The organism is Bosea sp. RAC05, assembly GCF_001713455.1.
Lineage (GTDB): Bacteria > Pseudomonadota > Alphaproteobacteria > Rhizobiales > Beijerinckiaceae > Allobosea.
Genome location: NZ_CP016464.1, coordinates 3,300,661 through 3,321,166 on the forward strand (window position 1 = coordinate 3,300,661; position 20,506 = coordinate 3,321,166).

General features: G+C 65.1%; 32 protein-coding genes. All 32 read right to left on the reverse strand.

What is annotated here, in order from left to right; genetic code table 11:
* Positions 1-160 precede the first annotated feature (160 nt).
* The gene (rplQ, locus tag BSY19_RS19080) at positions 161-577 is read right to left on the reverse strand and encodes a 50S ribosomal protein L17 (protein ID WP_069055524.1); all 417 of its coding nucleotides are present in this window, start codon (positions 575-577) and stop codon (positions 161-163) included.
* Between the two features lie 114 nt (positions 578-691).
* Positions 692-1,708, reverse strand: coding sequence for a DNA-directed RNA polymerase subunit alpha (locus BSY19_RS19085; RefSeq protein WP_066722372.1), 1,017 nt, complete (start codon positions 1,706-1,708; stop codon positions 692-694).
* Between the two features lie 88 nt (positions 1,709-1,796).
* Positions 1,797-2,186 carry a 30S ribosomal protein S11 gene (rpsK, locus tag BSY19_RS19090; protein WP_043237079.1) on the reverse strand — a complete coding sequence of 130 codons (390 nt, stop codon included), beginning with the start codon at positions 2,184-2,186 and terminating at the stop codon, positions 1,797-1,799.
* 114 nt (positions 2,187-2,300) lie between these two features.
* Positions 2,301-2,669, reverse strand: a complete 369-nt coding sequence (gene rpsM / locus BSY19_RS19095; protein ID WP_066722374.1) for a 30S ribosomal protein S13 — start codon at positions 2,667-2,669, stop codon at positions 2,301-2,303.
* Between the two features lie 233 nt (positions 2,670-2,902).
* Positions 2,903-3,787 carry a bile acid:sodium symporter family protein gene (locus tag BSY19_RS19100; protein WP_236840406.1) on the reverse strand — a complete coding sequence of 295 codons (885 nt, stop codon included), beginning with the start codon at positions 3,785-3,787 and terminating at the stop codon, positions 2,903-2,905.
* A 270-nt stretch (positions 3,788-4,057) separates the two neighbouring features.
* A complete protein-coding gene (locus BSY19_RS19105; RefSeq protein WP_069055525.1) occupies positions 4,058-4,639 on the reverse strand; it encodes an adenylate kinase in 582 nt (193 codons plus the stop codon).
* A complete protein-coding gene (gene secY, locus BSY19_RS19110) occupies positions 4,639-5,976 on the reverse strand; it encodes a preprotein translocase subunit SecY (RefSeq protein ID WP_069055526.1) in 1,338 nt (445 codons plus the stop codon). Before secY ends, BSY19_RS19105 begins: the two co-directional genes overlap by 1 nt.
* A gap of 121 nt (positions 5,977-6,097) precedes the next feature.
* A complete protein-coding gene (gene rplO / locus BSY19_RS19115) occupies positions 6,098-6,574 on the reverse strand; it encodes a 50S ribosomal protein L15 (protein WP_069055527.1) in 477 nt (158 codons plus the stop codon).
* 13 nt (positions 6,575-6,587) lie between these two features.
* Positions 6,588-6,785, reverse strand: coding sequence for a 50S ribosomal protein L30 (gene rpmD / locus BSY19_RS19120; RefSeq protein WP_066722419.1), 198 nt, complete (start codon positions 6,783-6,785; stop codon positions 6,588-6,590).
* 10 nt (positions 6,786-6,795) lie between these two features.
* The gene (rpsE, locus tag BSY19_RS19125) at positions 6,796-7,356 is read right to left on the reverse strand and encodes a 30S ribosomal protein S5 (protein WP_066722386.1); all 561 of its coding nucleotides are present in this window, start codon (positions 7,354-7,356) and stop codon (positions 6,796-6,798) included.
* Between the two features lie 148 nt (positions 7,357-7,504).
* Positions 7,505-7,867: a 50S ribosomal protein L18 gene (gene rplR / locus BSY19_RS19130; RefSeq protein WP_069055528.1), complete on the reverse strand. Its 363-nt coding sequence runs from the start codon at positions 7,865-7,867 to the stop codon at positions 7,505-7,507.
* A 5-nt stretch (positions 7,868-7,872) separates the two neighbouring features.
* Positions 7,873-8,406, reverse strand: coding sequence for a 50S ribosomal protein L6 (rplF, locus tag BSY19_RS19135; RefSeq protein ID WP_069055529.1), 534 nt, complete (start codon positions 8,404-8,406; stop codon positions 7,873-7,875).
* A 33-nt stretch (positions 8,407-8,439) separates the two neighbouring features.
* A complete protein-coding gene (gene rpsH / locus BSY19_RS19140; RefSeq protein WP_066480047.1) occupies positions 8,440-8,838 on the reverse strand; it encodes a 30S ribosomal protein S8 in 399 nt (132 codons plus the stop codon).
* A gap of 12 nt (positions 8,839-8,850) precedes the next feature.
* Positions 8,851-9,156, reverse strand: coding sequence for a 30S ribosomal protein S14 (rpsN, locus tag BSY19_RS19145; RefSeq protein ID WP_069055530.1), 306 nt, complete (start codon positions 9,154-9,156; stop codon positions 8,851-8,853).
* Between the two features lie 36 nt (positions 9,157-9,192).
* On the reverse strand, positions 9,193-9,759 hold the full coding sequence (rplE, locus tag BSY19_RS19150) for a 50S ribosomal protein L5 (RefSeq protein ID WP_056799015.1): 567 nt from the start codon (positions 9,757-9,759) through the stop codon (positions 9,193-9,195).
* Positions 9,752-10,069 carry a 50S ribosomal protein L24 gene (gene rplX / locus BSY19_RS19155; protein ID WP_069055531.1) on the reverse strand — a complete coding sequence of 106 codons (318 nt, stop codon included), beginning with the start codon at positions 10,067-10,069 and terminating at the stop codon, positions 9,752-9,754. Before rplX ends, rplE begins: the two co-directional genes overlap by 8 nt.
* On the reverse strand, positions 10,069-10,437 hold the full coding sequence (gene rplN, locus BSY19_RS19160) for a 50S ribosomal protein L14 (RefSeq protein ID WP_066480057.1): 369 nt from the start codon (positions 10,435-10,437) through the stop codon (positions 10,069-10,071). Before rplN ends, rplX begins: the two co-directional genes overlap by 1 nt.
* Positions 10,438-10,646: 209 nt before the next feature.
* The gene (gene rpsQ, locus BSY19_RS19165) at positions 10,647-10,889 is read right to left on the reverse strand and encodes a 30S ribosomal protein S17 (protein WP_066722393.1); all 243 of its coding nucleotides are present in this window, start codon (positions 10,887-10,889) and stop codon (positions 10,647-10,649) included.
* Positions 10,890-10,900: 11 nt separating this feature from the next.
* The gene (rpmC, locus tag BSY19_RS19170) at positions 10,901-11,113 is read right to left on the reverse strand and encodes a 50S ribosomal protein L29 (RefSeq protein WP_069055532.1); all 213 of its coding nucleotides are present in this window, start codon (positions 11,111-11,113) and stop codon (positions 10,901-10,903) included.
* 14 nt (positions 11,114-11,127) lie between these two features.
* Positions 11,128-11,541 carry a 50S ribosomal protein L16 gene (rplP, locus tag BSY19_RS19175; protein ID WP_069055533.1) on the reverse strand — a complete coding sequence of 138 codons (414 nt, stop codon included), beginning with the start codon at positions 11,539-11,541 and terminating at the stop codon, positions 11,128-11,130.
* 18 nt (positions 11,542-11,559) lie between these two features.
* Positions 11,560-12,267 (reverse strand): 30S ribosomal protein S3, encoded by a 708-nt coding sequence (gene rpsC / locus BSY19_RS19180; RefSeq protein WP_067987309.1) that lies wholly within the window; start codon positions 12,265-12,267, stop codon positions 11,560-11,562.
* 10 nt (positions 12,268-12,277) lie between these two features.
* Entirely contained in the window at positions 12,278-12,661 is a 384-nt protein-coding gene (rplV, locus tag BSY19_RS19185; protein WP_069055534.1) for a 50S ribosomal protein L22, read from the reverse strand.
* 3 nt (positions 12,662-12,664) lie between these two features.
* On the reverse strand, positions 12,665-12,943 hold the full coding sequence (rpsS, locus tag BSY19_RS19190) for a 30S ribosomal protein S19 (RefSeq protein WP_054144265.1): 279 nt from the start codon (positions 12,941-12,943) through the stop codon (positions 12,665-12,667).
* 8 nt (positions 12,944-12,951) lie between these two features.
* Complete coding sequence (gene rplB / locus BSY19_RS19195; protein ID WP_069055535.1) at positions 12,952-13,794, reverse strand: 50S ribosomal protein L2; 843 nt, start codon at positions 13,792-13,794, stop codon at positions 12,952-12,954.
* A gap of 16 nt (positions 13,795-13,810) precedes the next feature.
* Positions 13,811-14,122, reverse strand: coding sequence for a 50S ribosomal protein L23 (locus BSY19_RS19200; protein WP_066722409.1), 312 nt, complete (start codon positions 14,120-14,122; stop codon positions 13,811-13,813).
* Complete coding sequence (rplD, locus tag BSY19_RS19205) at positions 14,119-14,739, reverse strand: 50S ribosomal protein L4 (protein WP_069055536.1); 621 nt, start codon at positions 14,737-14,739, stop codon at positions 14,119-14,121. The genes BSY19_RS19200 and rplD overlap by 4 nt, the downstream gene beginning before the upstream one ends.
* Positions 14,739-15,464 (reverse strand): 50S ribosomal protein L3, encoded by a 726-nt coding sequence (rplC, locus tag BSY19_RS19210; protein ID WP_069055537.1) that lies wholly within the window; start codon positions 15,462-15,464, stop codon positions 14,739-14,741. The genes rplD and rplC overlap by 1 nt, the downstream gene beginning before the upstream one ends.
* A 74-nt stretch (positions 15,465-15,538) precedes the next feature.
* Positions 15,539-15,847 carry a 30S ribosomal protein S10 gene (rpsJ, locus tag BSY19_RS19215; protein ID WP_043237115.1) on the reverse strand — a complete coding sequence of 103 codons (309 nt, stop codon included), beginning with the start codon at positions 15,845-15,847 and terminating at the stop codon, positions 15,539-15,541.
* Between the two features lie 67 nt (positions 15,848-15,914).
* Entirely contained in the window at positions 15,915-17,105 is a 1,191-nt protein-coding gene (gene tuf / locus BSY19_RS19220; RefSeq protein WP_069055538.1) for an elongation factor Tu, read from the reverse strand.
* A gap of 53 nt (positions 17,106-17,158) precedes the next feature.
* The gene (fusA, locus tag BSY19_RS19225; protein WP_069055539.1) at positions 17,159-19,234 is read right to left on the reverse strand and encodes an elongation factor G; all 2,076 of its coding nucleotides are present in this window, start codon (positions 19,232-19,234) and stop codon (positions 17,159-17,161) included.
* 36 nt (positions 19,235-19,270) lie between these two features.
* Entirely contained in the window at positions 19,271-19,741 is a 471-nt protein-coding gene (gene rpsG / locus BSY19_RS19230) for a 30S ribosomal protein S7 (RefSeq protein ID WP_069055540.1), read from the reverse strand.
* Between the two features lie 70 nt (positions 19,742-19,811).
* The gene (gene rpsL, locus BSY19_RS19235; RefSeq protein ID WP_038358286.1) at positions 19,812-20,183 is read right to left on the reverse strand and encodes a 30S ribosomal protein S12; all 372 of its coding nucleotides are present in this window, start codon (positions 20,181-20,183) and stop codon (positions 19,812-19,814) included.
* Positions 20,184-20,506: the final 323 nt, after the last annotated feature.

The following is a 20,506-nucleotide window of genomic DNA, read 5'->3' on the forward strand; positions in this document are numbered from 1 at the left end:
TCCCCCTGACGGCGAGAGACGCCGTCTTGATTCATTGGCGGAAAGCGTAGTCGCGAAGCCGCAGGCCGCCAAGGGAGCGCACCGCGTCGTCCTCACCGCCCGCCAACGAAAAAGGGCGGCCCGAGGGCCGCCCTTCGAAACTGCCGGACCAGGGAAACCCTCAGGCCGCCTCGTCGTCCGCCGTGAAGACCGGGCCGGAATCCTTGCCCTTGGCCTCGACGTCGCGATCGACGAACTCGATCACGGCCAGCGGGGCGTTGTCGCCGAAGCGGAAGCCCGCCTTCATGATGCGCAGATAGCCGCCATTGCGCTCCTTGTAGCGCGGGCCGAGAACCGCGAAGAGCTTGCCGACCAGGGCGACGTCCTTGATCTGCGCGATCGCCTGGCGGCGGGCATGCAGGTCGCCGCGCTTGGCGAGCGTGATCAGCTTCTCGACGACCGGACGCAGGTCCTTGGCCTTCGGCAGCGTGGTGGTGATCTGCTCGTGCTTGATCAGGGCCTGGGACATGTTGGCGAACATCGCCTTGCGGTGCTCGACCGAGCGGTTGAAACGACGACCGCGGAAACCGTGACGCATGGGTGGCTCCTTCGTGATTTACGGCCGCCGTGCCACGGTACGGCCGTTCTTTGTGCTCCGGCGCTCAGGCGCCGGGCGGGGAAACGGCGCGGGAACGAGCCCGCGCCGGTGGGATCAGTAGTGCTCCTCGAAGCGCTTCGCGAGCTCTTCGATGTTCTCCGGCGGCCAGCCGGTGACGTCCATGCCGAGATGCAGGCCCATGGTGGCGAGGACCTCCTTGATCTCGTTCAGCGACTTGCGGCCGAAGTTCGGGGTGCGCAGCATCTCGCCCTCCGACTTCTGGATGAGGTCGCCGATATAGACGATGTTGTCGTTCTTCAGGCAGTTCGCCGAACGCACCGAAAGCTCGAGCTCGTCGACCTTCTTGAGCAGCGCCGGGTTGAAGGGCAGCTGCGGCGCGGTCGAGACGGCCTCTTCCTTGCGCGGCTCCTCGAAGGTGATGAAGACGGCGAGCTGGTCCTGCAGGATGCGGGCGGCCAGCGCCAGCGCGTCCTCGGGCGTCACCGAGCCGTTGGTCTCGATGTTCAGGGTCAGCATGTCGCGATCGAGGTTCTGGCCCTCGCGGGTGTTCTCGACGCGATAGGAGACCTTCTTGACCGGCGAGTACAGGCTGTCGACCGGGATCAGGCCGATCGGCGCGTCCTCGGGGCGGTTCTGCTCGGAGGGGACGTAGCCCTTGCCGGTGTTGACGGTGAACTCCATGCGGATCTCGGAGCCCTCGTCCAGCGTGCAGAGCACGAGGTCGGGGTTCAGGATCGAGACGTCGCCGACGGTGTTGATGTCGCCGGCCGTGACGATGCCCGGGCCGGTCTTGCGCAGGGTCATGCGCTTGGGGCCTTCGCCCTGCATCTTGACCGCGATCGCCTTGATGTTGAGGACGATGTCGGTGACGTCCTCACGCACGCCGGGGATCGAGGAGAACTCGTGCAGCACGCCGTCGATCTGGACGGCGGTGACGGCCGCGCCCTGCAGTGAGGAGAGCAGCACGCGACGCAGCGCGTTGCCGAGGGTCATGCCGAAGCCGCGCTCCAGCGGACGCGCGATGACGGTGGCCTGACGCTTCGGATCGTCGCCGACCTTGATTTCGAGCTTGTTGGGCTTTGACAGATCCTGCCAGTTCTTGCTGATCACGACCGCACTCCTGGTGCTTGAATTCAATGGCGGCGGCGGGCCGCCCCGGACAGGCGCCCGCCGGTGCGGGCGCCTCGAAGCACGCGCGTCAGACGCGACGGCGCTTGCGCGGACGGCAGCCGTTATGCGGGATCGGCGTCACGTCGCGGATCGAGGTCACGGTGAAGCCCGCGGCCTGCAGCGCGCGAAGGGCCGACTCACGACCCGAACCCGGGCCGGTGACCTCGACCTCGAGGGTGCGCATGCCATGCTCGGCGGCCTTGCGGGCGGCGTCCTCGGCGGCGACCTGCGCGGCGTAGGGGGTCGACTTGCGCGAGCCCTTGAAGCCCATCGTGCCGGCCGACGACCACGAGATCGTGTTGCCCTGCGCGTCGGTGATGGTGATCATGGTGTTGTTGAACGAGGCGTTCACATGGGCGACGCCGGAGACGATGTTCTTGCGTTCGCGGCGGCGAACGCGCTGGGCTTCCTTGGCCATAGTCTTTTCTCTTGTCCTTCAGGCGCGCCCGTGATGCCAGGCGCTGGGGATGCCGCCCGCCCCGAGGGGGTCAGGCGGCGCAAAGCAGCGGGCCGGAGAACCGGCCCGCCGAAATCACTTCTTCTTGCCGGCGATCGGCTTCGCCTTGCCCTTGCGGGTGCGGGCGTTGGTGTGGGTGCGCTGGCCGCGGACCGGCAGCGAGCGGCGATGGCGCAGGCCGCGATAGCAGCCGAGATCCATCAGGCGCTTGATGTTCATCGAGACTTCGCGGCGCAGGTCGCCCTCGACGAGATAGTCGCGGTCGATCGTCTCGCGGATCTGGAGAACCTCGGCGTCGGTGAGCTGGTTGACGCGACGCTCGGCGACGATGCCGACCTTGTCGCAGATCTCCTGGGCCTTGGCCGCGCCAATGCCATGGATGTACTGCAGGCCGATGACGACGCGCTTGTTGGTCGGAATGTTGACGCCGGCAATACGTGCCATGACGATCTCTCCATGTCGGCCGGCAGACGCCCGGTGGCGCGCCAGCGGTTTAAAGATGCCTCGCGCCGGTGGAGGCCGGCCTCTGCGAAGCGTTGAACCCGTTCCATGCGGGAATGCGACGTCGCCCCTTCTCTCGAAGGTAACGGCATCGCTGTCATGAAACCGGAAGTCGGGTCGTTAGTCGCTCGGCCGCGCCGAGTCAACCCCGCGTTCGCCCACAATGGCGAGCATGATCAGGTTCCGCGGAGAGAACCACGGCGCCGCAGCACCAGCATGCCGAAGAGCGCGCCGGTGATGTACATCGAGATTGAGTAGAGCGCCGCCGGCAAGCCGATCGCGACGCTGCCAAGCACCGACAGGGCGATGTACATCGCGAGGGTCGCGTTGTGAATGCCGATCTCGTAGCCGATCGCGATTGCGATCGAGCGGTCGAGTCCGACTGCCCGCGCCAGAAAAAAGCCCGAGGCCAAACTGACCAGGTTGAACAGAGCCACAGCCGGCCCGAGCGATGCCAGGCTCGCGATCAGCAAATGGCGTTCCTGCACAATGGCGACAAGCACGAACGCCGCCAGAACCGCGATGCTGAAGAGCTTGAACGGCCTCTCCGCCCGCGCAGCGAAATCCGCCCGGCGCGCCGCCACCAGCATGCCGATGCCCGCCGGGATCAGCACGACCGCGACGACCTGCAGCACCTTGCCGAATTGCAGCGGGACCACGGGCAAGGCGCCCGGCCCTGCCGGAGCGAACTGGCCTATCGCGAGATTGGCCACCAAAGGCATGCTGATGATCGACAAAACGGTCGTGATGGCGGTCAGCGAGATGTTCATCGCGACATTGCCGCCAAACAGATGGCTGAACAGGTTCGCCGACACACCGCCGGGCGAGGCGGCGAGGATCAGCAGCCCAATGGCATAAGCCGGAGACAGGCCAAACAGAACGACGATCCCGAAGCAGACAGCTGGCAGCACGACCAGTTGGAGCAAAAGCGCCAGTGCCAGCGCGGCGGGCTGTCCGAGCACGCGCGTGAAATCGTCGATGCGTAACGACAGTCCGAGACCCAGCATGACCAGCGCGAGCGCGATCAGCAGCATCGTCGGCAGAACATCCAGAAAGGTCACCGCGATCGCACTCCCCGCCGCCGCACTGGGCCTGACGCGGGGGCCGGCTGCCTGGCGAATCGCCCAGAAGCGCCGCCCGTCCCTCGTTCCGTATGGCACCACAAAACGGGAAGAGGTTCAAAGCACCTTCCGGTGACGACGGCTACCTGCAACTGCAGAAGTCAGCGGGCCTCGTCACCCGCCCCGCTGCACCCAGGCAACCACGCACGCCGATCGGCTCTTGCGAGACGACACATCCGACCAATCACCGTCGGCATGCTGCGATGGCGATCAGCCCGCCAGCGCCTTCTCGATCGCGGCCGTGACGTCATCGACAGACTGCATGCCGTCGATCTCGATCACCTGGCCGCGCGCGGCGTAATAGGGCGAGACCACCGCCGTGTCGCGGTTATAGGCCTCGAGCCGGGTCTTGAAGACCTCCGGATCGTCGTCCTTGCGGACGGGCTGCCCCGCCGCCTTCGCCTCTTCGGCGCGCTTGACGATGCGGTCAACGAGCTTGCTCTGGTCGACCTTGAGCTCCAGCACCGTGTCGAGTTCCAGATGCTTGGACGCGAGCATGACGTCGAGCGCCTCGGCCTGCGCCAGCGTGCGTGGAAAGCCGTCGAGGATGAAGCCCTTCTTGCAATCGGGCTCCTCGATCCGGTCTGCGACGATGCCGATGACGATCTCGTCCGAGACGAGGCCCCCGGCGTCCATCACCGCCTTCGCCTTGACCCCGACCGGCGTCTGGGCGGCGACAGCCGCGCGCAGCATGTCGCCCGTCGAGAGCTGTGGAATACCGTGCTTCGCGACGATGCGCGCAGCCTGAGTGCCCTTCCCCGCCCCCGGCGGCCCCAGGAAGATCAGTCGCATCAGCGTTTCGCTCCTCGCAGCTTGGCCTTCTTGACCAGCCCCTCATATTGATGGGCCAGCAGGTGCCCGTGAACTTGCGCCACGGTATCCATCGTCGTCGTCACCACGATGAGCAGCGAGGTGCCGCCCAGCAGGATGATCGGTATCTGGGCATAGGTGATCATGAACTCGGGGATAAGGCAGACGATAGTCAAATAGCCGGCGCCCAGCACGGTGATGCGCGTCAGCACGCGGTCGATATGCTCGGCCGTGCGCTCGCCCGGCCGGATGCCAGGCATGAAGCCGCCATGCTTCTTGAGGTTGTCGGCCGTCTCGACCGGGTTGAACACGATCGCGGTGTAGAAGAAGCAGAAGAAGATGATCAGCGCCGCGTAGAGGATCATGAACAGCGGCCGGCCATGGGCGAGATAGGTCGCCATCGTCGCCATGAAGCCGGTCCCGCCGGCCGCCTGCGAGAAGCTGGCGATCGTCGTCGGCAGCAGCAGCAGCGAGGAGGCGAAGATCGGCGGAATAACGCCGGCGGTGTTCAGCTTGAGCGGCAGGAACGAGGTCTGGCCCTCATACATCCGGTTGCCGACCTGGCGCTTGGGATAGTTGATCAGCAGGCGGCGCTGGGCGCGCTCCATGAACACGCAGAAGGCGATGACGCAGATCGCCATCAGCAGGATCAGCAGCAGCAGGCCCGTCGAGATCGCGCCCTGGCGGCCGAGCTCCAGCGTCTGCGCGAGCTGCGAGGGGAACTCCGCAATGATGCCCGCGAAGATGATCATCGAGGTGCCGTTGCCGATGCCACGGCTGGTGATCTGCTCACCCAGCCAGAGCAGGAACATCGTGCCGCCGACGAGCGTGATCGTGGTCGAGAGCAGGAAGAAAGGCCCCGGCTCCAGCACGAGATTGCCCGAGCCCTGCAGGCCGACGCCGATGCCATAGGCCTGGAACACGGCCAGCACGAGGGTGAGGTAACGCGTATACTGGTTCAGGATCTTGCGACCCTGCTCGCCCTCTTTCTTCAGCGCCTCGAAGGTCGGGACGACGCTGGAGAGCAGCTGGATGATGATCGAGGCCGAGATGTACGGCATGATCGCCAGCGCGAAGATCGCGAGACGGCCGACCGCGCCGCCCGAAAACATGTTGAACAGGCCGAGCACGCCGGTCTGGGTCTGCTTGAACAGATCCGCGACCGCGTCGGGGTTCATCCCCGGCAGCGGGATATAGGTACCCAGCCGATAGATGATCAGCGCACCGAGCGTGAACCAGATCCGCTTCTTCAGCTCGTCCGCCTTGGCGAACGCCCCGAAGTTCAGGTTTGAAGCCAGCTGTTCAGCTGCCGATGCCATGCGTTCGGTCCTTGGTCTTCAGATCCATGGGCACGATGGACTGCGCCCGGTCAAACAGTCGAACGGCGGCCAGGGCTTCTGGCCCGGCCGCCGTTCGCGAGTCGTCATGTAAGCGCTCGGCTCACGCCTGTGAAGCGGCAGCCAGGATCTTGACCGAACCGCCGGCCTTCTCGATCGCAGCGACGGCCGACTTCGACGCGCCGGCGACCTCGAAGGCGAGCTTCGCCTTCAGTTCGCCCACGCCGAGGATCTTCACGCCGTCCTTGGCCTGATGCGTGATCACGCCCGCGGCGACCAGCGCCTCGATGGTGATCGCGCCGTTGGCGTCGAGCTTGCCGGCTTCCAGCGCCTGCTGGACGCGGCCGAGATTGACCTCGTTCAGCTCCTTGGCGAACAGGTTGTTGAAGCCGCGCTTGGGCAGGCGACGGTAGAGCGGCATCTGGCCGCCCTCGAAGCCCTTCACGGCGACGCCGGCGCGGGCCTTCTGACCCTTCACGCCACGACCACCGGTCTTGCCCTTGCCCGAGCCGATGCCACGGCCGACGCGGATGCGCGACTTGTGCGCGCCTTCGTTGTCACGGATCTCGTTGAGTTTCATCGAACGATCTCCCTCACTTCGCATCGACGACGCGCACGAGGTGCCTGACCTTGTCGATCATGCCCCGCACGGCCGGCGTGTCGACCAGGGTCGACTGACGGCGGATCTTGTTGAGGCCGAGACCGATCAGGGTCTGGCGCTGCGACGCCTCGCGGCGGATCGGGCTACCGATCTGCTCGACGACGACGGTCTTGGTGTCGGACTTTGCCATGGTCGCCCCCTCACGCTTCAGCGGCGGCATCGGCACCCGCATCGCGACGACGCGTCTGCAGGGCGGAGACCTTGAGGTTGCGACGCGCGGCGACGCCACGCGGGCTGTCCTCGTTCTTCAGCGCGTCGAAGGTCGCGCGGACGAGGTTGTACGGGTTCGAGGAGCCGAGCGACTTCGACACCACGTCCTGCATGCCGACCGCCTCGAAGACGGCGCGCATCGGACCGCCGGCGATGATGCCGGTACCGGCCGGGGCAGCACGCAGCACGACCTTGCCGGCGCCGTGACGGCCCTGGACGTCGTGATGAAGGGTGCGACCCTCGCGCAGCGGGATGCGGACCAGGCCGCGCTTGGCGGCTTCCGTCGCCTTGCGGATGGCTTCCGGCACTTCGCGGGCCTTGCCGTGGCCGAAGCCGACGCGGCCCTTCTGGTCACCGACGACGACGAGCGCGGCGAAGCCGAAGCGACGCCCGCCCTTCACCACCTTGGCGACGCGGTTGATATGGACCAGCCGGTCCACGAATTCCGAATCGCGCTCTTCGCGATCGCGGTCACGAGGCTCTCTCGCCATTGTCTTTCCTCTTACTTGCGCGGTGACGGAACAGGCCGCACCGCTCGCTCGAGCGTCCCGTGTGGGACGACGTTTCCCAGAATGCCCGATCCCGGCCCCCTGCCCGGCGCCGTGAGGCGCCACTGCAGAACGGCCGGGACCGACGATATCAGAAGTTCAGGCCGCCCTCGCGGGCCGCCTCGGCCAGCGCCTTGACGCGGCCATGATACATGTAGGAGCCGCGGTCGAAGACCACGTCCTTCACGCCGGCCTTGACGGCACGCTCGGCGATCAGCTTGCCGATCGTGGCGGCGGCCTCGACATTCGCGCCCGACTTGAGGTCGCTGCGGATGTCCTTGTCCAGGCTCGAGGCAGAAGCGAGGGTGACCCCCTTCGCGTCGTCGATGACCTGGGCATAGATCTGCTTGCCGGTGCGATGCACCGACAGGCGGGCGCGGCCATTGGCGACGGCCTTGATCGCGCGGCGGACGCGGGCCTTGCGGCGCGCAGTGTTCTCTGTCTGCTTGCTCATGGCCCTTACTTCTTCTTCCCTTCCTTGCGGAAGATGAATTCGCCGGCGTACTTCACGCCCTTGCCCTTATAGGGCTCGGGGCCGCGATAATCGCGGATCTCGGCGGCGGTCTGGCCGACGACCTGCTTGTCGATGCCGGTGATGACGATTTCGGTCGGCTTCGGCGTGACGATCGCGACCCCTTCCGGGATCGGATAGTCGATGTCGTGGCTGTAGCCGAGCGACAGCTTGAGCACCTTGCCGGTGACGGCGGCCTTGTAGCCGACGCCGTTGATCTCGAGCTTCTTCTCGAAGCCCGCGGTCGTGCCCGTCACGAGATTGGCGATGCGGGCGCGCGAGGTGCCCCAGAGCGAGCGCGCGCGCTTGCTCTGCGAACGCGGCTGAACCGCGATCGCGCCGTTCTCCATGGCGACCGAAACGTCGTCGGGAACCGTGAAGGAGAGTTCCCCCTTCACGCCCTTGATCTTGACGAGCTGGCCGGCGACGTTGGCGGTGACGCCAGCGGGAACCGGAACAGGCTTCTTACCGATACGAGACATTGGATTTCTCCTGAAAACGAGCGGCGCGAAAGGTCAGAAGACCTTGCAAAGCACTTCGCCGCCCACGTTCTGCTCGCGGGCAAGATGATCGGGCATCACACCCTTCGGGGTCGAGATGATGGTCACGCCAAGGCCGTCGGCCACGCGGGGCATCGTCTCCACCGAAGAATAGACGCGGCGGCCGGGCTTCGACACACGCGAGATCGACCGGATAACCGGCTGCCCCTCGTGGTACTTCAGCTCGATGTCGAATTCGGTCCGGCCGTTGCCGAACTCGGTCTGGGTGTAGCCGCGGATGTAGCCCTCGGCCTGAAGCACGTCGAGCACGCGGGCCCGCAGCTTCGAGCCCGGCGTCGAAACGCGGGACTTGCGCCGCATCTGCGCATTGCGGATGCGGGTCAGCATATCGCCGAGCGGATCAATGATCGCCATGATGCGTCCTCCTCACCAGCTCGACTTGACGAGGCCGGGAACCAGCCCCTTGTTGCCGAGCTCGCGCAGCGCAACGCGCGACATCTTCAGCTTGCGGTAGAAGGCGCGCGGACGGCCCGTCACCTCGCAGCGGTTGCGCACCCGGTTCGGAGCCGAGTTGCGCGGCAGTTCGGCCAGCTTCAGGCGAGCGAGGAAACGCTCGTCCATGGACTGGCCTTCGTCGTTGGCGATCTCAAGCAACCGGGCGCGGCGGCCGGCGAACTTCTTCACCAGCGCCTTGCGGCGGTTGTTGTTCTCGACGGAGCTCTTCTTAGCCATCGATCTCTCCTGGTTTCCGCGTATGAACGCTTGAGTTCACTGCCGGAACGGGAAGTTGAAGTGCTTGAGCAGAGCGCGTGCCTCGTCGTCCGACTTCGCAGTCGTGCAGACGATCACGTCCATGCCCCAGACCTGGTCGACCTTGTCGTAATTGATCTCGGGGAACACGATGTGCTCCTTGATCCCGAGCGCGAAATTGCCGCGCCCGTCGAACGACTTCGGGTTCAGACCGCGGAAGTCACGCACGCGCGGGAGGGCGATGGTGACGAGCCGGTCAACGAACTCGAACATCTTGGTCTTGCGCAGCGTGACCTTGCAGCCCACCGCCATGTTCTCACGCAGCTTGAAGCCGGCGATCGCGAGGCGGGACTTGGTGATGACCGGCTTCTGGCCGGCGATCAGGGCGAGGTCGCCGGCGGCGTTGTCGACCTTCTTGCGGTCGGCAGTCGCTTCGCCCACGCCCATGTTGATGACGACCTTCTCGATGGTCGGCACTTCCATGGCGTTCTTGTAGCCGAACTCGGCGATCATCGCCGGACGGACGACGTCCTCGTAATGCTTCTTCATGCGCGGCGTGAGAGCCGCCTGCTGGTTCTCAGCCATCGATCAGATCCCCCGAACGCTTGGCGAAACGGACCTTGCGGCCATCGTCCAGAACCTTGAAGCCGACGCGGGTCGGCTTGCCGTCCTTGGGATCGGCCACGGCGAGATTCGACAGGTCGATGGTGGCCTCCTTGGAGATGATGCCGCCCTCGGACTGAGCCGATGCCTTGGTGTGCTTCTTGACGAGGTTGACGCCACGCACCACGGCGCGGGCATCCTTCGGCATGACCTGGAGCACTTCGCCGGCCTTGCCCTTGTCACGGCCGGCCAGCACGACGACCTTGTCGCCCTTCTTGATCTTCGCAGCCATCACAGCACCTCAGGCGCAAGCGAGATGATCTTCATGTGGTTCTTCGCGCGCAGCTCGCGCGGGACCGGTCCGAAGATGCGGGTGCCGACGGGCTCTTTCTGGTTGTTGATCAGAACGGCCGCATTGCGGTCGAACCGGATCACGGAGCCGTCGGGGCGCTTGACGTCCTTGGCGGTGCGAACGACGACCGCCTTCATGACGTCGCCCTTCTTCACGCGACCGCGCGGGATGGCTTCCTTGATCGAAACAACGATGATGTCGCCGATGCGCGCATAGCGACGCTTCGACCCGCCGAGAACCTTGATGCACATCACGCGACGGGCGCCGGAATTATCCGCGACCTCGAGATTGGTCTGCACCTGGATCATGGCCTTGATCCTTCCAGTGTGTATCAGCGCGGTTTCCCGAGCGCACCAGCGCCCCCGGGACTACGACTGACGGGGGTCGATCGCCCCCTGGCCTCAAAACAAAGCATGATCCGCAAAAGTGGAGCCCACCTTTGCGGCGAAACATGCCCGACTACCTATTCCGCCGCGCCGCCTCCCGATGTGATTCGGGCAGCGGCAGCCGCGTTGACTTACGCCTTGGGAGCGTTGTCGAGCACAACCCAGCTTTTCAGCTTGGAAATCGGCTTGGACTCCTCGATCCAGACCTGATCCCCGACCTTGGCCACCTCCGCCTCGTCATGGGCGTGATAGTTTTTGGTGCGGCGAACCGTCTTCTTCAGGAGAGGGTGCGTATAGCGCCGCTCGACCTTCACCACAACAGTTTTGTTCTGCTTGTCGCTGACGACGACGCCCTGCAGCACGCGCTTCGGCATTGTCTAACTCCTCAGGCGCTCGCCGCCACGGTCTTCGACCGCTGCAGCGTCTTGATGCGGGCGATGTCCTTGCGGACCTCGGTCACCCGGGCGGTGTTCTCGAGCTGGCCGGTGGCCTTCTGGAAGCGCAGGTTGAACTGCTCCTTCTTCAGCTTGAGCAGCTCGTCCTGGAGCAGGTCGGTGCTCATGGCCTTCAGGTCGGACAGGCGTTGCGAAGCTTTCATCTCGTCCTCCCTTCTTACTCGGCGATGCGCTGGATGAAGCGCGTCTTGATCGGCAGCTTGGCGGCGCCGAGGCGCATGGCCTCGCGGGCCGTCTCTTCCGGCACGCCGTCGATCTCGAACATGATCCGGCCCGGCTTGACCTTGGCTGCCCAGAATTCAGGCGCGCCCTTGCCCTTGCCCATGCGGACTTCGGTCGGCTTCTTCGACACCGGCACGTCCGGGAAGATCCGGATCCAGACCCGGCCGGCGCGCTTCATGGCGCGGGTGATCGCGCGGCGGGCCGCCTCGATCTGCCGGGCGGTAACCCGCTCCGGCTCCTGCGCCTTGAGGCCGAACTGGCCGAAGTTCAAATCCGTGCCGCCCTTGGCGACGCCGGAAATGCGCCCCTTGAACTGCTTGCGGAATTTCGTCTTCTTAGGTTGCAACATGGCTCTTCTCGATCAGCCTTATGCATGCTCGCGACGATGGCCACCGCCGGAACGGCCGCCCTCGTCTGCCATGCGCTTGTCCTGGGCCATCGGGTCGTGTTCGAGGATCTCGCCCTTGAAGATCCAGACCTTGATGCCGCACGTGCCGTAGGTGGTGAAGGCGGTGCCGACACCATAATCCACATCGGCGCGCAGCGTGTGCAGCGGCACCCGCCCCTCGCGATACCACTCGAGGCGCGCGATTTCGGCGCCGCCGAGACGGCCCGAGCAGTTGATGCGGATGCCCTCGGCGCCCAGGCGCATGGCCGACTGCACGGCGCGCTTCATGGCGCGACGGAAGGCGACGCGGCGCTCGAGCTGCTGCGCGATCGAGTCGGCGACCAGCGTGGCGTCGATCTCGGGCTTGCGCACCTCGACGATGTTGATCGTCACGTCGGCCTTGGTGAGCTTCATCACCGACTTGCGCAGCTTCTCGATGTCGGCGCCCTTCTTGCCGATCACCACGCCCGGACGCGCCGAGTGGATGGTGACGCGGCACTTCTTGTGCGGGCGCTCGATGATGATCTTGGAGACCGCGGCCTGCTTCAGCAGCTTCATGAGGGCGGCGCGGATGGCCATGTCCTCATGCAGCAGCTTGCCGTACTCGCCCTTCTGCGCGAACCAGCGGGAATCCCAGGTCCGGTTGATGCCGAGGCGAAGCCCGATCGGATTGATTTTCTGACCCATCGTTCTCTCCTCAGGCCTTGGCCGCGGCGACTTCGCGCACGATGATCGTGATGTTCGCGAACGGCTTCAGGATGCGGGCGCCACGACCGCGGGCGCGGGCATGGAAGCGCTTCATCACGAGCGCCTTGCCGACGAAGGCCTGGGCCACGACGAGATCGTCGACGTCGAGATCATGATTGTTCTCGGCGTTGGCGATCGCGCTCTGCAGGCACTTGCGCACGTCCAGCGAGATCCGCTTGCGCGAGAACTCGAGGTCGGCGAGCGCCGTCGAGACCTTCTTCCCCCGGATCAGCTGGGCGACGAGGTTGAGCTTCTGCGGCGAGACGCGAAGGTTGCGGGCGACCGCGACGGCTTCGTTCTCGGGCAGCGCACGGGGGGCTGATGCTTTACCCATGGCTTACTTCCTCTTCGCCTTCTTGTCGGCGGCGTGGCCGTGGAAGGTGCGCGTCGGCGAAAACTCGCCGAACTTGTGGCCCACCATTTCCTCGGACACGTTCACCGGCACATGCTTGTGGCCGTTGTAGACGCCGAACGTCAGACCGACGAACTGCGGGAGGATCGTGGAGCGACGGCTCCAGATCTTGATGACCTCGGACCGGGCCGCCGAACGGGCGACCTCGGCCTTTTTCAGAAGGTATCCGTCGACAAACGGACCTTTCCAAAGCGAACGCGCCATGACGGACCTCAGTTCTTCTTCTTGCGGGCGTGACGGCTCGACACGATGAACGTATCGGTCCGCTTGTTCGAGCGGGTCTTCTTGCCCTTGGTCGGGAGACCCCAGGGCGTGACCGGATGACGGCCACCCGAGGTGCGGCCTTCGCCGCCGCCATGGGGATGGTCGACCGGGTTCATCGAGACACCGCGGTTATGCGGGCGACGGCCGAGCCAGCGCGAGCGACCCGCCTTGCCGTCGTTCCGGTTCATGTGGTCGGGGTTCGAGACCGCGCCCACGGTGGCATAGCACAGGCCGCTGATCAGGCGCTGCTCGCCCGAGTTCAGGCGGACGATGACGTAGCCCTGGTCGCGACCGACGATCTGGGCGTAGTTGCCGGCCGAACGAGCCAGCTGGCCACCCTTGCCGATCTTCAGCTCGACATTGTGGACGATCGTGCCGATCGGCAGCGAGCCCATCGGGGCGGCGTTGCCGGGCTTCACGTCGACCGACGGGCCGGACACGACGCTGTCGCCGACGGCGAGGCGCTGCGGAGCCAGGATATAGGCCTGCTCGCCGTCGCTGTACTTGATCAGCGCGATGAACGCCGTGCGGTTGGGATCATACTCCAGCCGCTCGACGACGGCCGGAATGCCATCCTTGCCGCGGCGCTTGAAGTCGATCAGGCGCAGCGTCCGCTTGTGTCCACCGCCGCGGAAGCGGACGGTGATGCGGCCGAGATTGTTGCGGCCGCCGGAGGACGACTTGCCCTCCGTCAGCACCTTCAGCGGCTTGCCCTTGTAGAGCTCGCTGCGGTCGACGATCACGAGCTGGCGAAGGCTCGGCGTGACCGGCTTGAAATTCTTCAAAGCCATGGTTTGCGATCCTTCCTTACAGGCCCGTGGTCACGTCGATGGAGTGACCTTCCTCGAGGGTCACGACCGCCTTCTTGACGTCGGCGCGCTGGCCGAGACGGCCGCGGAAGACCTTCATCTTGCCCTCGGTGACGAGCGTGTTGACGCTCTTCACCTTGACGTCGAACAGCTTCTCGATCGCGGCCTTGATCTGCGGCTTGGTCGCGGTCTTGGCAACCTTGAAGACGACCTTGTTGTGCTCGGAGAGCATCGTCGCCTTCTCGGTGATCACAGGCCCGCGGATCACGTCGTAATGACGCGGGTCCAGGTTCTTGGCGGACTGGCTCATGAGAAGCGCGCCTCCAGCGCATCGACAGCCGCGCGCGTCAGGACGAGCTTGTCGCGACGCAGGATGTCATAAACGTTGATGCCCTGGATCGGCAGGACGTCGACATTCGGGATCGAACGGGCCGCCAGGCCGAAATTCGTGTCGATCTCGGCGCCGCCGATCACCAGCGCGCTGGAGAGCTCCAGCTTGCCGAAATGCCCGAGCAGCACCTTGGTCTTCGGCTCGGCCAGCTTGGCGTCGTCGAGAATGATGATGCCGCCGTCCTTGGCCTTGGCCGAGAGCGCATGACGCAGAGCCAGCGCACGGACCTTCTTGGGCAGATCATGGGCGTGGTCGCGAACGATCGGACCGAAGGCCTTGCCGCCGCCGCGGAACTGCGGAGCGGACGCCGCGCCGTGACGGGCGCCACCGGTGCCCTTCTGCTTGTAGATCTTCTTCCGGGTGCGGTCGACTTCCGACCGGCCCTTCGACTTGTGCGTGCCGGCGCGGCGCTTGGCGAGCTGGTAGCGCACCATGCGGGCCAGGATGTCGGCGCGCGGCTCGAGGCCGAAGATCGCATCCGAGAGCTCGACCGAACCGGCCGAGCCACCTTCGAGGGTGGTGATATCGAGCTTCATCACGCGTTCTCCTCAACCGTCTCGGCTGCGGGAGCCGGCGCATCGCCGCCATTCAGCTTGAACTTGCCCGGAAGCGGAGCATCCTTGGGCAGAGCGCGCTTGATCGCGTCGCGAACATGGATCCAGCCGCCGGCATGACCGGGGACGGCGCCCTCGACCAGGATCAGGCCACGCTCGACATCCGTCTGGACGACGCGCAGGTTCTGCGTGGTCACGCGCTCGGCGCCGAGATGGCCGGGCATCTTCTTGTTCTTGAAGGTCTTGCCGGGGTCCTGACGGCCGCCGGTCGAACCGATCGAGCGGTGCGAGACCGAGACGCCGTGGGTGGCGCGCAGACCGCCGAAGTTCCAGCGCTTCATGCCGCCGGCAAAGCCCTTGCCGAGCGTCGTGCCGCTGACATCGACGAACTGGCCGACGACGAAGTGGTCGGCCGTCAGCTCGGCGCCCACCGGGATCAGCGCATCGTCGCTGACGCGAAATTCGACGACCTTGCGCTTGGGCTCGACCTTGGCGACGGCGAAATGGCCGCGCTCAGCCTTCGAGACATTCTTGACCTTGGCTGTACCCGTGCCGAGCTGGACGGCGACGTAGCCGTTCTTCTCGATCGTGCGGTGAGCGACGACCTGGCAGTTATCGAGCTTCAGCACGGTGACCGGGATATGTTCGCCGGCATCGGTGAAGATGCGGGTCATCCCGACTTTCTGTGCAATCACACCGGAACGCATCGGTGCATACCTTCCCTTGGGGTCATACTCATCCAACCGAGATGTTGGAGGCAGAGGACCCGGCTAAAATCGGATCAGAGCTTGATTTCGACGTCGACGCCGGCGGCGAGATCGAGCTTCATGAGGGCGTCGACCGTCTGCGGGGTCGGGTCGACGATGTCGAGAACCCGCTTGTGGGTCCGCATTTCAAACTGCTCGCGCGACTTCTTGTCGATGTGCGGCGAGCGGTTGACCGTGAACTTCTCGATGAGCGTGGGCAGCGGGATGGGGCCGCGGACCTGGGCGCCCGTCCTCTTCGCGGTCGACACGATCTCGCGCGTCGAAGCGTCGAGAATGCGGTGGTCGAACGCCTTGAGGCGGATCCGGATGTTCTGACCGTTCATGGTCTTATCTTCCTCGTGACGTGAAAGGGCGAAGGCCCGGCAGGGCCTGCGCCCTCACGAAAACGCGTTACGCGATGATGCTGGCGACGACGCCGGCGCCCACGGTGCGGCCGCCTTCGCGGATGGCGAAGCGCAGCTTCTCCTCCATCGCGATCGGCACGATCAGGTGCACTTCCATGGCGATGTTGTCGCCCGGCATCACCATCTCCGTGCCCTCGGGCAGGTGCACCACGCCCGTCACGTCCGTCGTGCGGAAGTAGAACTGCGGGCGATAGTTGGTGAAGAACGGGGTGTGGCGACCGCCCTCCTCCTTCGTCAGGATGTAGGCCTCGGCCTTGAACTTCGTGTGCGGCTTCACCGAGCCCGGCTTGCACAGGATCTGCCCGCGCTCGACGTCCTCACGCTTCGTGCCGCGCAGCAGCGCGCCGATGTTGTCACCCGCCTGGCCCTGGTCCAGCAGCTTGCGGAACATCTCGACGCCCGTGACCGTCGTCTTGACCGTGTCCTTCAGGCCGACGATCTCGATTTCCTCGCCCACCTTCACGATGCCGCGCTCGACGCGACCCGTCACAACCGTGCCGCGGCCCGAGATCGAGAACACGTCCTCGACCGGCATCAGGAACGGCAGGTCCAGCGGACGCGCCGGCTGCGGGATGTAGTCGTCGACCGTCTTCATCAGCGCGACGATCGCGTCATGGCCGATCGCCTTGTCGCCATTGTCCAGCGCAACCTTCGCCGAACCCTTGGTGATCGGGATGTCGTCGCCGGGGAAGTCGTACTTCGACAGGAGCTCGCGGATCTCCATCTCGACCAGCTCGAGAAGCTCGGCGTCGTCGACGAGATCGACCTTGTTCATGAACACCACCAGCGCGGGAACGCCGACCTGGCGCGCCAGCAGGATGTGCTCGCGGGTCTGCGGCATCGGGCCGTCGGCCGCCGACACAACCAGGATCGCGCCGTCCATCTGCGCCGCGCCCGTGATCATGTTCTTCACATAGTCGGCGTGGCCGGGGCAGTCGACGTGAGCATAGTGACGCGCAGCCGTCTCGTACTCGACGTGAGCGGTCGAGATCGTGATGCCGCGGGCCTTCTCCTCCGGAGCCTTGTCGATCTGGTCATACGCCGTGAACGACGCGCCACCCGACTCAGCCAGAACCTTCGTGATCGCAGCCGTCAGAGACGTCTTGCCATGGTCGACGTGACCAATCGTTCCAATGTTGCAATGCGGCTTCGTGCGAGCGAATTTCTCTTTGGCCATCGTAGCCTCCGTCAGTCAAATCGTTGTTGCGTTAAAGCAGGTCGGGCGGGTGATCAGGCGTACTTGGCCTGAACCTCGGCGGCGACCGCCGACGGAACCTGCTCGTAGTGGTCGAACTGCATGGTGTAGTTGGCGCGGCCCTGGCTGAAGGAGCGCAGCTGGTTGACGTAGCCGAACATGTTGGCCAGCGGCACCATCGCGTTGATGACGACCGCGTTGCCGCGCATGTCCTGGCCCTGGATCTGGCCGCGACGCGAGTTCAGGTCGCCGATGACCGAGCCGGTATAGTCTTCCGGGGTCACGACCTCGACCTTCATGATCGGCTCGAGCAGCACGGAGCCGCCCTTCTGCAGACCTTCGCGAAGGCCGGCACGCGAGGCGATTTCGAAGGCCAGAGCCGAGGAGTCGACCTCGTGGAAGGCGCCGTCGATCAGCGAGACCTTGACGTCCACGACCGGGAAGCCGGCGAGCACGCCCGACGAGATGACCGAGTTCAGGCCCTTCTCGACGCCCGGGATGTACTCCTTCGGGACAGCGCCGCCGATGATCTTCGACTCGAACTCGAAGCCCTTGCCGGTCTCGTTCGGCTCGACGACCAGCTTGACGCGGGCGAACTGGCCCGTACCGCCGGTCTGCTTCTTGTGGGTGTAGTCGATCTCGACACGCTTCGTCAGCGTCTCGCGATAGGCCACCTGCGGCGCGCCGATGTTGGCGTCCACCTTGTAGGTCCGGCGCAGGATGTCGACCTTGATGTCGAGATGCAGCTCGCCCATGCCCTTCAGGATGGTCTGGCCGCTCTCCTGGTCCGTCGAGACGCGGAACGAGGGATCCTCGTTGGCGAGCTTCGACAGGGCGAGACCCAGCTTCTCCTGGTCGGCCTTGGACTTCGGCTCGATCGCGATCGTGATGACCGGCTCGGGGAACTCCATGCGCTCGAGGATCACGGCCTGGGCCGGATCGCACAGCGTGTCGCCGGTGCGGACGTCCTTGAGACCGGCCAGGGCGACGATGTCACCGGCAAAAGCCTCCTTGATGTCCTCGCGGTTGTTCGCGTGCATCAGCAGCATGCGGCCGACGCGCTCTTTCTTGTCGCGCGTCGAGTTGATCACGCCCTGACCGGCGTCGACCTTGCCCGAATAGACGCGGCAGAAGGTGATCGTGCCGACGAAGGGGTCGTCCATGATCTTGAAGGCGAGCATGGAAAACGGAGCCTCGTCCGTCGGCTCGCGGGTGACCGGCTCCTCGGTCTTGAAGTCGAGGCCTTCAACCGCGCCGCGATCGACCGGCGACGGCAGGAAGTCGACGACCGCGTCGAGCAGCGGCTGCACGCCCTTGTTCTTGAAGGCCGAGCCGCAGAGAACGGGGTGGAAGGCGCGGCGCTGCACGGCGGTGCGGACCAGGCGGCGCAGGGTGTCGGCGTCGGGCTCGGTGCCTTCGAGATAGGCTTCCATCGCGACGTCGTCCATCTCGACGGCGGCCTCGATGAGCTTCGAGCGATACTCGGTGGCCTTGTCCTGGAGGTTGGCAGGAATGTCCTGCTCCTCGAAGGAGGCGCCCAGCGCTTCGCCGTTCCAGACGATCGCCTTCATCTTGATCAGGTCGATCACGCCGGCGAAGTCCGACTCGGACCCGATCGGGATCTGCAGGCAGACCGGCTTGCCGGCGACGCGGTCGATGATGTCCTGGACGCAGCGATAGAAATCGGCGCCGATCTTGTCCATCTTGTTGACGAACACGATGCGCGGCACGTCGTACTTGTCGGCCTGGCGCCAGACGGTCTCGGTCTGGGGCTCGACGCCCTGGTTGCCGTCGAGCACGCAGACGGCGCCGTCGAGCACGCGCAGCGAACGCTCCACCTCAATGGTGAAGTCGACGTGGCCGGGGGTGTCGATGATGTTCAGGCGCATGTCGCGCCAGAAGCAGGTCGTCGCGGCGGAGGTGATCGTGATGCCACGCTCCTGCTCCTGCGTCATCCAGTCCATGGTCGCAGCGCCGTCATGGACTTCGCCGATCTTGTGCGACTTGCCCGTGTAGAACAGGATTCGCTCGGTCGTCGTCGTCTTGCCGGCATCGATGTGGGCCATGATGCCGAAATTGCGATAACGGTCGATGGGATGGGAGCGGGCCATGGGAATGCTCTCGTCTTTCCAGAGGGTCGCGGACGATTACCAGCGATAATGCGAGAAGGCGCGGTTGGCTTCCGCCATCCGGTGCGTGTCTTCACGCTTCTTGACCGCGTTGCCACGGTTGCTGGCCGCATCCATCAGCTCCGAGGAGAGACGCTCGACCATCGTCTTGTCGTTGCGGCCGCGAGCGGCCGTGATCAGCCAGCGGATCGCCAGCGCCTGGCGGCGCTCGGTGCGAACCTCGACCGGAACCTGGTAGGTGGCGCCGCCGACGCGACGCGAACGCACCTCGATCGCCGGAGCGACGTTCTCGAGCGCGCTCTTGAAGACGGCGAGCGGGTCGCTCTTCATCTTGGCCTCGATGATGTCGAAGGCACCGTAGACGATCCGCTCGGCGGTCGACTTCTTGCCCTCGTACATGACCGAGTTCATGAACTTGGTCACGATCACGTCGTGGAACTTCGGATCGGGAATGATCTCGCGCTTTTCGGCGCTATGGCGGCGGGACATCGTCTAGTCTCCGGTCAAATCTTCAACGCTGCGAACCGGCTGGGCTTTCGCCCCGCCGGTCGGGCAGAACTCACTTCGGACGCTTGGCGCCGTACTTCGAACGGCGCTGCTTGCGGTTCTTGACGCCCTGGGTGTCGAGCACGCCGCGCAGGATGTGGTAGCGCACGCCCGGAAGGTCCTTCACGCGGCCTCCGCGGATCATGACCACCGAGTGCTCCTGGAGGTTGTGCCCCTCACCCGGGATGTAGCCGATCACTTCGAAGCCGTTGGTCAGGCGCACCTTGGCAACCTTGCGGAGCGCCGAGTTCGGCTTCTTCGGGGTCGTCGTATAGACGCGGGTGCACACGCCACGCTTCTGCGGGCAGGACTCCAGCGCCGGAGCGGTGTTGCGCGCCTTGACCGGCGAACGCGGCTTGCGAATGAGCTGGCTGATTGTCGGCATTCTGGCCTCTCGCTCCCACTGAGCGTTTGGAAATCGCTAAATCCGTGGCCCAGTCCGACTGTTGCCATGACACAAACGAAGCCGCGCCATCGGCTCCCGGTTAAGGAGGCCTCAGGCGCGTTCGCCAGCAGAGGAACACGGTTCTCACCGCGTTCATGCATCCTGCCATGTCGTCAATCGACGCTGGAATTCCGGTGGAGTTTCGGTCGCGAAATTCGCCAGCAACAGAGGCTTAAGGCGACATACGTGTCCGACAACCACCGACAGTGGCGCGCTTATGACTCGGGGACAGATTCGCGTCAAGCCCGAATATCGCGAAAGCC